At 57.2% G+C, this 11,596-nt stretch carries 11 protein-coding genes and 1 tRNA gene; all 12 read left to right on the top strand.

Features of this window, described 5'->3' with window-relative positions:
- Positions 1-163 precede the first annotated feature (163 nt).
- The 12 genes from BLR16_RS09615 to BLR16_RS09560 all read left to right on the top strand — a co-directional run bounded on the left by BLR16_RS09615 (position 164) and on the right by BLR16_RS09560 (position 11,198).
- Positions 164-1,891 (top strand): tetratricopeptide repeat protein, encoded by a 1,728-nt coding sequence (locus BLR16_RS09615; protein ID WP_003433719.1) that lies wholly within the window; start codon positions 164-166, stop codon positions 1,889-1,891.
- A gap of 4 nt (positions 1,892-1,895) precedes the next feature.
- Positions 1,896-2,513: a lipoprotein insertase outer membrane protein LolB gene (gene lolB, locus BLR16_RS09610; RefSeq protein ID WP_010430230.1), complete on the top strand. Its 618-nt coding sequence runs from the start codon at positions 1,896-1,898 to the stop codon at positions 2,511-2,513.
- Between the two features lie 2 nt (positions 2,514-2,515).
- The gene (ispE, locus tag BLR16_RS09605) at positions 2,516-3,364 is read left to right on the top strand and encodes a 4-(cytidine 5'-diphospho)-2-C-methyl-D-erythritol kinase (RefSeq protein WP_060708704.1); all 849 of its coding nucleotides are present in this window, start codon (positions 2,516-2,518) and stop codon (positions 3,362-3,364) included.
- A gap of 37 nt (positions 3,365-3,401) precedes the next feature.
- Positions 3,402-3,476: transfer RNA gene (locus tag BLR16_RS09600), tRNA-Gln, on the top strand.
- A 45-nt stretch (positions 3,477-3,521) separates the two neighbouring features.
- The gene (locus BLR16_RS09595; protein ID WP_003317125.1) at positions 3,522-4,463 is read left to right on the top strand and encodes a ribose-phosphate pyrophosphokinase; all 942 of its coding nucleotides are present in this window, start codon (positions 3,522-3,524) and stop codon (positions 4,461-4,463) included.
- Between the two features lie 124 nt (positions 4,464-4,587).
- On the top strand, positions 4,588-5,202 hold the full coding sequence (locus tag BLR16_RS09590; protein WP_003365632.1) for a 50S ribosomal protein L25/general stress protein Ctc: 615 nt from the start codon (positions 4,588-4,590) through the stop codon (positions 5,200-5,202).
- Between the two features lie 164 nt (positions 5,203-5,366).
- Complete coding sequence (pth, locus tag BLR16_RS09585) at positions 5,367-5,951, top strand: aminoacyl-tRNA hydrolase (RefSeq protein ID WP_003317127.1); 585 nt, start codon at positions 5,367-5,369, stop codon at positions 5,949-5,951.
- Between the two features lie 21 nt (positions 5,952-5,972).
- Positions 5,973-7,073 (top strand): redox-regulated ATPase YchF, encoded by a 1,101-nt coding sequence (ychF, locus tag BLR16_RS09580; protein WP_003433722.1) that lies wholly within the window; start codon positions 5,973-5,975, stop codon positions 7,071-7,073.
- 306 nt (positions 7,074-7,379) lie between these two features.
- Positions 7,380-8,453 carry a dTDP-glucose 4,6-dehydratase gene (gene rfbB / locus BLR16_RS09575; RefSeq protein WP_003365638.1) on the top strand — a complete coding sequence of 358 codons (1,074 nt, stop codon included), beginning with the start codon at positions 7,380-7,382 and terminating at the stop codon, positions 8,451-8,453.
- Positions 8,453-9,358 (top strand): dTDP-4-dehydrorhamnose reductase, encoded by a 906-nt coding sequence (gene rfbD, locus BLR16_RS09570; RefSeq protein ID WP_003433723.1) that lies wholly within the window; start codon positions 8,453-8,455, stop codon positions 9,356-9,358. The genes rfbB and rfbD overlap by 1 nt, the downstream gene beginning before the upstream one ends.
- Positions 9,355-10,245 carry a glucose-1-phosphate thymidylyltransferase RfbA gene (gene rfbA, locus BLR16_RS09565; RefSeq protein WP_044309888.1) on the top strand — a complete coding sequence of 297 codons (891 nt, stop codon included), beginning with the start codon at positions 9,355-9,357 and terminating at the stop codon, positions 10,243-10,245. The genes rfbD and rfbA overlap by 4 nt, the downstream gene beginning before the upstream one ends.
- A gap of 41 nt (positions 10,246-10,286) precedes the next feature.
- Positions 10,287-11,198: a glycosyltransferase family 2 protein gene (locus BLR16_RS09560; RefSeq protein ID WP_074805800.1), complete on the top strand. Its 912-nt coding sequence runs from the start codon at positions 10,287-10,289 to the stop codon at positions 11,196-11,198.
- Positions 11,199-11,596: the final 398 nt, after the last annotated feature.

The raw sequence follows: 11,596 nt of genomic DNA, 5'->3' as shown, positions 1-11,596 counted from the left end.
ACCACATATTATTGTCCCACTACAATCGCTCGTCGCAGACCGTGCTTTCGGGTCCGCGACACTGCAAACACACGCATTGCATCAGTTTTTCCGACGGCTGTGGGTTTTGCCAACAGCCTTGTGTCATGATGCTCACACCGCAGGTAAGCCGCCCTTCTTATATATGAATAGATCCTCCGCGTTGTTCCTTGCTCTCGCCTTTCTGGGCGGCTGTCAGTCCATGACTCCCGCCTCGTCACAGCCTGTGCCCGCTCAAAAGGACGCCCCGCCCGCGCCTGAAGCCAAGCCGCAGGTCTATGGCTCGTTCACTCAGGACACCCTGGTCAGCCTGTTGAGTGCGGAGCTGGCTGGCCAGCGCAACCGCTTCGACATCGCCCTGGACAACTACGTGACCCAGGCGATCAAGACCCAGGACCCGGGGGTCTCGGAGCGCGCTTATCAGATTGCCGAGTACATGGGTGCCGATCAGTCGGCGCTGGATACCGCATTGATCTGGGCGAGGAACGCACCAGGCAATCTTGAAGCGCAACGCGCCGCCGCCATTCAACTGGCGCGCGCCGGACGTTACGACGATTCGCTGGTGTACATGGAGAGGGTCCTGCAAGGCCAGGGCGACACGCACTTCGATTTCCTGGCCCTGTCGGCGGCCGAAACAGATCCGGACACCCGCAATGGTCTGCTCAAGAGCTTTGACCGATTGCTGGGCAAATACCCGAACAACGGTCAGCTGATTTTCGGCAAGGCGCTGTTGCTGCAACAGAACGGCGATTCCGAACAGTCGCTGAAACTGCTTGAGGACAATCCGCCTAAAGAAGGTGAAATCGCGCCGATTCTGCTGCACGCCCGTCTGCTGCAAAGCATGAACCGAGGCAAGGAAGCGGTGCCCCTGCTGGAAAAAAGCATCAAGAAATACCCCGACGACAAGCGCCTGCGCCTGACCTATGCGCGCATGCTTGTCGAGCAGAACCGCATGGAAGACGCGAAAGTGCAGTTTGCCGCACTCTTGCAGCAGTATCCGGATGACGACGAGCTGCGCTTCTCGCTGGCCCTGGTGTGCCTTGAAGCCAAGGCCTGGGACGAAGCGGCGGGCTATCTGGAAGAACTGATCGCCCGTGGCGCGCATGTCGATTCAGCGCACTTGAATCTGGGCCGCATCCACGAAGAGCGCGATGACCCGCAAAGCGCGCTCAACGAATACGCTCAGGTAGGCCCCGGCCCGGACTTCCTGGCGGCGCAATTGCGCCAGGCCGATATTCTGGTCAGCAACGGCAACGGTGCCGAAGCCGCCAAACGGCTGTCCGAAGCCCGCGCCGAAGAGCCCGATTATGCCGTGCAGCTGTACCTGATCGAAGCCGAAACCCTGACCAGCAATGATCAACTGGATCGTGGCTGGCAGGTATTGAATCAGGCGCTCAAGCAATACCCGGATGACGCCAACCTGCTGTACACCCGCGCCATGCTGGCTGAAAAACGCAATGATCTGGCGCAGATGGAAAAAGACCTGCGGACCATCATCAAGCGCGAGCCGGAAAACGCCATGGCGCTGAATGCGCTGGGCTACACCCTTTCTGATCGCACCACGCGTTATAGCGAAGCCCGCGAACTGATCGAAAAAGCTCACCAGATCAGCCCTGATGATCCGGCAGTGCTCGACAGCCTTGGCTGGGTGAACTACCGCCTGGGCAATCTGGACGACGCCGAGCGCTACCTGCGTCAGGCACTCGAGCGCTTCCCCGACCACGAAGTCGCCGCTCACCTGGGCGAAGTACTCTGGGCCAAGGGCGAGCAGCGCGAAGCCAAAAAAGTCTGGGCCAAGGCCCTGGAACAACAACCCGACAGCACCGTCCTGCGCAGCACACTGCGACGCTTGACCGGATCAGAGACCCTTTGACGTTATGTTTTTGCGCCATGTAATCGTATTCAGCCTCATCGCCCTGCTCACCGGCTGCGCCGGCCTCACCTCCCGCGAAGCCGTTCAGGGCAAGGGTGACCCCGCGCAATGGCGCGAGCACAAACAACAACTGAGCAGCCTCGATGGCTGGCAGATCAACGGTAAAGTCGGTATCCGCGCGCCGAAAGACTCCGGCAGCGGCACCCTGTTCTGGCTGCAACGCCAGGATTATTACGATATCCGCCTGTCCGGCCCGCTCGGCCGTGGTGCAGCGCGGCTGACCGGCAGGCCCGGCGCCGTGGTGCTCGAAGTCGCCAATCAGGGCCGCTACGAAGCCACCTCGCCAGAATCACTGCTACAGGATCAACTGGGCTGGAAGCTGCCCGTGTCCCACCTCGTATGGTGGGTACGCGGTCTGCCGGCACCGGACAGCAAAAGCAGCGTGACACTCGATGGCGACAGCCGGCTGGCCAGCCTTGAACAGGATGGCTGGCAGGTGGAATACCTCAGCTACGTCGAGCAGAACGGCTATTGGCTGCCAGAGCGCGTCAAGCTGCACGGGCAGGATCTGGATGTCACGCTGGTCATCAAGGACTGGCAGCCTCGCAAACTGGGGCAATGACCATGAGCACGCCACAACTGGTTTTGCCTGCCCCGGCAAAACTCAATCTCATGCTGCACATTCTGGGACGTCGCCCTGACGGTTATCACGAACTGCAGACGCTGTTTCAGTTTCTCGATTACGGCGACGAACTGGGCTTTACGGTTCGCGAAGATGGCGAGATTCGCCTGCAGACCGATGTTCCCGGCGTTCCGCATGACAGCAACCTGATCGTCAAAGCTGCCCGAGCGCTGCAAAAACAGTCCGGTTGCACACTGGGCATGGATATCTGGCTGGAAAAACGCCTGCCCATGGGTGGCGGTATCGGCGGCGGCAGCTCGGATGCAGCGACCACCCTGCTGGCCCTGAATCATTTGTGGCAGCTCGGTTGGGATGAGGATCGTCTGGCGCGACTGGGGCTGACGCTGGGCGCCGATGTACCGGTTTTTGTGCGTGGACATGCCGCTTTTGCTGAGGGCGTCGGCGAAATTCTCACCCCGGTGGACCCGGAAGAACCGTGGTATTTGGTGCTCGTTCCGCAAGTCGCTGTAAGTACAGCAGAAATTTTTTCAGATCCGTTGTTGACACGCGACACGCCGCCCATTAAAGTGCGCCCCGTTCCCAAGGGAAACAGTCGAAATGACTGTAAGGCGGTTGTAGAGAGGCGTTACCCAGAAGTACGTAACGCTTTGAATTTGTTAGGTAAATTTACCGAAGCAAAATTAACCGGAACTGGAAGTTGTGTGTTTGGGGCCTTCCCAAACAAAGCTGAAGCTGATAAAGTCTCGGCCCTTCTTACAGAGACCCTTACGGGGTTCGTAGCGAAAGGAAGCAACATCTCGATGTTGCATCGTAAGCTGCAAATTCTGTAGCAGGAATTGAGTGCCAGGCACTCGATTGATTCAATACAGGGGCGTCGCCAAGCGGTAAGGCAGCAGGTTTTGATCCTGCCATGCGTTGGTTCGAATCCAGCCGCCCCTGCCATTTTCTATACTCATCCAGGTTACCCTCAGCCTCTAGGTACTGCGCGTGTCCAAGATGATGGTCTTTACGGGGAATGCCAACCCCGATCTCGCTCGGCGTGTAGTACGTCAGCTGCATATCCCACTGGGTGATGTTTCTGTTGGAAAATTTTCCGACGGTGAAATCAGCACTGAGATTAATGAAAACGTCCGCGGTAAAGACGTCTTTATCATTCAGCCGACCTGCGCACCCACGAACGACAACCTGATGGAACTCGTCGTGATGGCTGATGCCTTCCGTCGCTCCTCAGCGTCCCGAATCACTGCTGTGATTCCCTACTTTGGTTATGCCCGCCAGGATCGCCGTCCGCGCTCCGCACGTGTTGCAATCAGCGCAAAAGTTGTCGCTGACATGCTGACCGTGGTGGGAATCGATCGTGTACTCACGGTTGATCTTCATGCTGACCAGATTCAGGGCTTCTTCGACATTCCGGTAGATAACATCTACGGCTCCCCCGTTCTGGTGGATGACATCGAAGATCAGCGCTTTGAAAACCTGATGATCGTTTCCCCGGATATCGGCGGTGTCGTGCGTGCACGTGCTGTCGCCAAATCCCTGGGTGTCGATCTCGGGATCATCGACAAACGCCGTGAGAAAGCCAATCACTCCGAAGTGATGCATATCATTGGTGATGTCGAAGGGCGTACCTGCATTCTGGTTGATGACATGGTCGATACCGCCGGCACGCTGTGCCACGCGGCCAAGGCCCTGAAAGAGCATGGTGCTGCCAAGGTCTTCGCTTACTGCACACACCCTGTGCTGTCGGGTCGGGCGATCGAAAACATTGAAAATTCCGTGCTGGATGAACTGGTGGTGACCAACACCATCCCGTTGTCCGCCGCCGCTCAAGCCTGTGGCCGTATCCGTCAACTGGATATTGCCCCGGTAGTCGCCGAAGCGGTTCGCCGCATCAGCAACGAAGAATCGATCAGCGCGATGTTCCGTTAACTGACATCACGCAGACGAAAAGCGCCCCGCCCTGACATCCGGTCAGGGCGGGGCTTTTTTGCCCATACCATCCGAGCGCTGGTCGCAAACGCAACGGTGGATGTGGTTAATTTGGAGATACAACATGAACGAATTTACCCTGAATGCAGAACAGCGTTCCGACCTGGGGAAAGGTGCGAGCCGCCGCCTGCGTCGTCTCGCTAGCCTGGTTCCAGCTGTAGTCTACGGTGGCGACAAAGCCCCCGAGTCCATCAGCATGCTGGCCAAGGAAGTTGCCAAACTGCTGGAAAACGATGCGGCCTACAGCCACATCATCGAGCTGAACGTTGGTGGCAAGAAGCAAAACGTCATCATCAAGGCGCTGCAACGTCACCCGGCCAAAGGCCACGTGATGCACGCTGACTTCGTGCGCGTTATTGCCGGCCAGAAACTGACCGCAATCGTGCCGATCCACTTCCTGAACGAAGAAGCTCCGGTCAAGAAAGGCGGCGAGATCTCGCACACTACCACTGAACTGGAAGTGACCTGCCTGCCGAAAGACCTGCCAGAGTTCATCGAAGTTGATCTGGGCACGCTGGAAGTAGGTGACAACGTTCACCTGTCCGAACTGAAAGCCCCTAAAGGCGTTGAGTTCGTCGCTTTGGCACACGGTACTGACCTGGCAATCGCCAACGTCCACGCACCGCGTATCGTCAAAGACGAAGAAGAAGGTGAAGCTGAAGAAGGCGCTGCCGAGTAATTCATTACTTGGTAACGTCGGAGTTGCTCAGGAGACATCGCGAGCGATAGCAGGCAAAGCGGGCGAGATCGCTGAGTTTACATCATGGTAAATGAGCAGTTTTCGTCCACATTGCCGCTGTCGTCAGCGGTTCAACCCTCAACTCCAAAGGAAGAGCCCCTGTCGTGACCGCCATACAACTGATCGTGGGCCTGGGAAATCCAGGCGCCGAATACGAACAGACCCGGCATAACGCAGGGGCTTTTTTTGTTGAGCGTATTGCTGCGGCGCAACGAGTCAATCTCGTTCCCGAGCGCAAATTCTTTGGCCTGACCGGGCGCTTCACGCACCAGGGTCAGGATGTTCGTCTGCTGATTCCCACCACTTACATGAACCGCAGCGGCCAGGCTGTCGCGGCACTCGCCGGCTTTTATCGCATCCCGGTCGAGTCGATTCTGGTGGCGCATGACGAACTTGACCTGCCTCCAGGCGTCGCCAAACTCAAAGTAGGCGGCGGCCATGGCGGTCATAACGGGCTGCGCGACATCATTGCGCAGCTCGGCAATCAGAACACATTCCATCGCTTGCGGCTTGGCATTGGCCACCCGGGCGATGCCAGCAAGGTATCCGGCTTTGTCCTGGGTCGAGCGCCACGCGCCGAACAGGAAAAACTGGACGCCAGTATCGACTTTGCCCTCGGCGTGCTGCCGGATATCTTCGCCGGTGAATGGAACCGGGCGATGAAAAACCTGCACAGCCAGAAGGCCTGACATCACTCGAGGGGAAACACCATGGGATTCAATTGCGGCATCGTCGGCCTGCCTAACGTCGGCAAGTCCACCCTGTTCAACGCCCTGACCAAATCTGGTATCGCGGCCGAGAACTTCCCCTTCTGCACCATCGAACCGAACAGCGGCATCGTGGCCATGCCCGACCCGCGTCTGGCGGCCCTGGCAGCCATCGTCAACCCGAAACGCATCCTGCCGACCACCATGGAGTTCGTCGACATCGCAGGCCTTGTGGCAGGCGCTTCGAAGGGCGAAGGCCTGGGCAACAAGTTTCTCGCCAACATCCGCGAGACCGACGCCATCGCCCACGTGGTGCGCTGCTTTGAAGACGAGAACGTGATTCACGTTTCCAACAGCGTCGACCCCAAGCGCGACATCGAGATCATCGATCTGGAACTGATCTTCGCCGACCTCGACAGCTGCGAGAAGCAACTGCAAAAGGTCACCCGCAACGCCAAGGGCGGCGACAAGGACGCAGTGGTCCAGAAAGGCCTGCTCGAGCAGTTGATTGCACACTTCAGCGAAGGCAAGCCTGCACGCAGCCTGATGAAGAGCATGAGCAACGACGAGAAAGCCACCATCCGTGGCTTCCACCTGCTGACCACCAAGCCGGTCATGTACATCGCCAACGTCGCCGAAGACGGTTTCGAGAACAACCCGCTGCTGGACGTGGTCCGCGCCATCGCCGAAGAAGAAGGCGCAATGCTGGTGCCGGTCTGCAACAAGATCGAAGCCGAAATCGCCGAGCTCGATGACGGCGAAGAAAAAGACATGTTCCTTGAAGCCCTGGGCCTCGAAGAACCCGGCCTGAACCGCGTAATTCGCGCTGGCTACGAAATGCTCCACCTGCAGACCTACTTCACCGCAGGCGTCGAAGAAGTCCGCGCCTGGACCGTCCGTGTCGGTGCCACCGCACCACAAGCCGCAGGCGTGATCCACACCGACTTCGAAAAAGGCTTCATCCGCGCCGAAGTGGTGGCGTATGACGACTTCATCCAGTTCAAGGGTGAGTCAGGCGCCAAGGAAGCCGGGAAGTGGCGTCTGGAAGGCAAGGAATACATCGTCAAGGACGGTGATGTGATGCATTTCAGGTTTAACGTGTAAACCAAAGGAAGCGTCCGGCGGGATCTCGGCAAGTGCAGATCCCCCTATCACGAAAGCCCCATTATCTGGGGCTTTCGCGTTTTTATGCACGGCCATGCTCAAGCGCTCCACCCTATCGCAGGCACCCTCAAATTTTTGATGGGGATGTCTGTTTTTCTATGTAAAATGTCGTTTTTTAACCGTCGCTCATCCACGTCATTTAAACATTCACGTTTAACGCAGCAGATGTCTGAAAGGCGGCAGCCGATTAGCGATTGTTTCCACGGACCGGGCAGAGCCTTGTCATAACCCAAGGTAGATACTCTTTTGAAGATCTTAGTAACAGGCGGTGCAGGCTTCATCGGTTCGGCGGTCATCCGGCACATCATTGCCAACACAACCGACTCCGTCGTTAACGTCGACAAGCTGACCTATGCAGGCAATCTAGAATCGCTGCAGTCAGCTGATCAAAGCGAGCGCTACGCGTTTGAGCATGTCGATATCTGCAACCGCGAAGACGTGGATCGGGTTTTCAAAGAGCATCAGCCCGATGCCGTGATGCACCTGGCGGCCGAATCGCATGTTGATCGCTCGATCACTGGCCCTTCGGAGTTTATCCAGACCAACATCATCGGCACCTATACCCTGCTTGAATCTGCGCGTGGCTACTGGAGCCAGCTGGACGAAGCACGCAAGGCCAACTTCCGCTTTCATCACATTTCCACCGATGAAGTGTACGGCGACCTGGAAGGTCCGGAAGATCTCTTCACCGAGACAACCCCTTACCAGCCAAGCTCACCCTACTCGGCCAGCAAGGCCAGCTCCGACCACCTGGTACGCGCCTGGAGCCGCACTTACGGCCTGCCTACTCTGGTGACCAACTGCTCCAACAATTACGGCCCGTGCCATTTCCCCGAGAAGCTGATCCCGCTGATCATTCTCAATGCGCTGGAAGGCAAACCGCTGCCTATCTACGGCAAAGGTGATCAGGTTCGTGACTGGCTCTACGTAGAAGACCACGCCCGCGCATTGTACAAAGTCGTCACCGAAGGCGAAATCGGCGAGACCTATAACATCGGTGGTCACAACGAGAAGCAGAACCTCGAAGTGGTCAACACTGTCTGCGCCCTGCTCGACCAGTTGCGTCCGGACTCAGCCCATCGCCCGCATGCCAGCCTGATCACTTATGTGCAGGACCGCCCGGGCCATGACCTGCGCTACGCTATCGATGCCAGCAAGATTCAGCGCGAGCTGGGCTGGGTGCCGGAAGAAAGCTTCGAATCCGGCATCCGCAAAACGGTGCAGTGGTATCTCGATAACCCCGAGTGGGTTGCTCATGTAAAGAGCGGAAGCTACCAGCAATGGATCGACAAGAACTACACAGCGCGCGCCGATAAATGATGAAGATTCTTCTGCTGGGCAAAAACGGCCAGGTGGGTTGGGAGTTGCAACGTTCACTCGCTGTAGTGGGTGAAGTAGTGGCTCTTGACCGCCATACCGTATCGACGGCCTATGGCGACCTTTGTGGCGATCTGTCTGACCTGGAAAGCCTGCGCAATACCATTCGCAGCGTGAAACCTCAGGTTATCGTCAACGCCGCAGCCTATACCGCTGTCGACAAGGCTGAAACAGAGCGCGAGCTCGCGCATACGGTCAATGCCCTGGCCAGCCAGGTCCTGGCAGAAGAAGCGCGCACGCTGGACGCCCTGTTGGTTCATTACTCGACCGACTATGTGTTCGACGGTTCGGGCGACACCGCCTGGAAAGAAAGCGATGCGGTGTCGCCGGTCAACTATTACGGCGCAACCAAACTTGAAGGCGAGCGACTTATCGCTGCCTCAGGCTGCAAGCACCTGATCTTCCGTACCAGCTGGGTTTACGCGGCACGTGGCAACAACTTTGCCAAAACCATGTTGCGCCTTGCAAAAGATCGCCCGACGCTCAATGTGATCGCCGATCAGATTGGAGCGCCTACAGGTGCGGAGTTGCTGGCCGACATAGCAACGGCAGCCCTGCTTCAAACGCTGGCGAAGCCGGAGCTTTGTGGCATCTACAACCTGGCACCTGCCGGCGAAGTGTCATGGCATGCCTACGCGCAGTATGTGATTGATTTCGCCCGCGCCAACGGGGAACCCCTGGCGGTAGAAACGATCAATCCCATCGGCACGATCGAATACCCTACACCCGCGCAACGCCCTCTGAATTCGCGTCTGAACACAGAAAAGCTGCGCCACAATTTTTCTCTGCACCTGCCTGACTGGCAAAGTGGTGTAGCCCGAATGCTCATGGAAACTCTGAACAAATGACCACCATTAATCGTAAAGGCATCATCCTGGCCGGCGGCTCGGGCACTCGTCTGCACCCGCTCACCCTTGGCGTATCCAAGCAGATGCTGCCTATCTACGACAAGCCGATGATTTTTTACCCTCTTTCAGTGCTGATGCTGGCGGGGATGCGTGAAGTCCTGATCATCTCGACACCAGAAGACTTGCCAAGCTTCCGCAAGCTGCTGGGTGATGGCAGCCAATACGGTATTCAGCTGACTTATGCTGAACAACCTACCCCTGACGGCCTGGCACAGGCGTTCATCATCGGCGAAGAGTTCATCGGTGAAGATCCTTGCTGCCTGATTTTGGGCGATAACATCTTCTACGGTCAGCACTTCTCCGACAACCTGCGCTCGGCCAGCCAGCAGACCAGCGGCGCTACGGTCTTCGGCTATCACGTTTCCGATCCTGAGCGCTTTGGTGTTGTCGAGTTCGACGAAACCGGTCGCGCCTTGAGCATCGAAGAGAAGCCTGCAGCACCGAAGTCGAGCTATGCAGTAACCGGCCTGTACTTCTACGACAACCAGGTCGTCGAAATCGCGAAGAGCATCAAGCCTTCCGAACGTGGCGAGCTGGAAATCACTGATGTAAACCGTGCCTACCTCGAGCAGAAGAGCCTGACCGTAGAAATTCTCGGTCGTGGCTTTGCGTGGCTGGACACAGGTACTCATGAGTCGCTGTTGGAAGCGAGCCATTTCGTGCACACCATCGAGCAGCGTCAGGGCTGGAAAGTTGCCTGCCTGGAAGAGATCGCCTACACCAACGGCTGGATCACGGCCGCTCAGTTGGGCGAACAGGCTCAGAAGCTGAAGAAGACCGGCTACGGCCAGTATCTGCAGAAGTTGCTGGATCTGGGCTCGTTCTAAGGCTGCAAACCTCTATCCAATACCGCAAGGCTGCGAACAGTATGTCATCTGCTTTTCCCACGGTAGCCGTGCTGTTGGCAGCCTATAACGGTATGGCGTGGATAGAGGCGCAACTTGATTCAATCCTGAAGCAGAAAAACGTCTGCGTCAGCGTGTTCATCAGTGTCGATACCTCCACGGACGGCACTGAACCATGGTGTGCCGACTACGCTCAGCACCATGCGAGTATCTCCCTGCTGCCGCCTGCCGGACGATTTGGCGGAGCGTCACGCAACTTCTTTCGCTTGATCCGGGATGTCGACTTCTCGACATTCGATTACGTAGCGTTCTCAGATCAGGATGATATCTGGCACCCGGACAAGCTTCAGCGCGCCGTAGCGGCTTTGGCGCCGGGTCATCATGATGCCTATTCCAGCAATGTCACCGCATTCTGGCCTGATGGTCAGCGCGTACTGCTGGATAAGGCTCAGCCTCAGGTCCAGTGGGACTATCTGTTCGAAGCTGCAGGCCCCGGCTGCACCTATGTGTTGAATCGCCGGCTTGCAGATGCCTTCAAGTCATCCCTCCTTTCCCACTGGGATGCAGCTCAGGCCGTCAGCCTGCACGACTGGTACTGTTACGCATTTGCTCGCAGTCACGGCTTCCGATGGCTTATCGATCCGGTTTCCGGCATGGACTACCGTCAACATGCCAACAACCAGGTTGGAGCCAATACCGGACTTGCTCCACTCATCAGTCGACTGAAAAAGATTGCTGACGGATGGTGGGCCGGGCAGGTATTGCTCATTGGCCGTTTGACCGGAAACAACCAACTGCATACTGCGGGGAAGCACGGGAGTACGCGGCTGTCGTTCCTGAAACTCGCTTTCAAGGCACCGCAATGCCGCAGGAGACCGAGAGACAAGATCTTCTTCATTATTGCCTGCCTTACAGCAATGCTAAGCAAGCGTTGACCGTCAAATAACCACTCGTACCCTATCAGGCCCAGCCAGAGCGATATAGCCTGATTAAACCAGTGATCAGGCATCGCAACCTTCTGAAAATACGGGTTTTCAACATCTGCGCCCAAAGCCAGAGAGGACTTCAGCCGCCGCATGGCCAGGCATCGGTCACAGCACCGAAACCGCTTAATTTCGCTGGGCACCGAATGTTCTCCGGCGGCGGCTTATGTTAATGTGCAGGCCTTTGTTTTCGGTATCAAAAGCGCAAAGAAGCCGGTGTAACCGGGGTGAGCGGAACCAGCCTCGGAAGGTGGGGTCACTTGTACCGCCCAACCAAGGATGACAAGGCTCCAGTCACCCATACGGCCATGAGCTCAGATACCGGACGCGCTTCAATTCGTAAAACCGTC

It is taken from the genome of Pseudomonas sp. BS3767 (assembly GCF_900099665.1).
Taxonomy (GTDB): domain Bacteria; phylum Pseudomonadota; class Gammaproteobacteria; order Pseudomonadales; family Pseudomonadaceae; genus Aquipseudomonas; species Aquipseudomonas cerasi.
This window is presented reverse-complemented; position numbering and strand designations above follow the sequence as displayed.

What these genes read in the sequence shown, in the direction of transcription:
- BLR16_RS09615 (WP_003433719.1), top strand. Translation starts at nt 164, where the DNA reads ATGAATAGATCCTCCGCGTTGTTCCTTGCTCTCGCCTTTCTGGGCGGC.
- lolB (WP_010430230.1), top strand. Translation starts at nt 1,896, where the DNA reads ATGTTTTTGCGCCATGTAATCGTATTCAGCCTCATCGCCCTGCTCACC.
- ispE (WP_060708704.1), top strand. Translation starts at nt 2,516, where the DNA reads ATGAGCACGCCACAACTGGTTTTGCCTGCCCCGGCAAAACTCAATCTC.
- BLR16_RS09590 (WP_003365632.1), top strand. Translation starts at nt 4,588, where the DNA reads ATGAACGAATTTACCCTGAATGCAGAACAGCGTTCCGACCTGGGGAAA.
- ychF (WP_003433722.1), top strand. Translation starts at nt 5,973, where the DNA reads ATGGGATTCAATTGCGGCATCGTCGGCCTGCCTAACGTCGGCAAGTCC.
- rfbD (WP_003433723.1), top strand. Translation starts at nt 8,453, where the DNA reads ATGAAGATTCTTCTGCTGGGCAAAAACGGCCAGGTGGGTTGGGAGTTG.
- rfbA (WP_044309888.1), top strand. Translation starts at nt 9,355, where the DNA reads ATGACCACCATTAATCGTAAAGGCATCATCCTGGCCGGCGGCTCGGGC.
- BLR16_RS09560 (WP_074805800.1), top strand. Translation starts at nt 10,287, where the DNA reads ATGTCATCTGCTTTTCCCACGGTAGCCGTGCTGTTGGCAGCCTATAAC.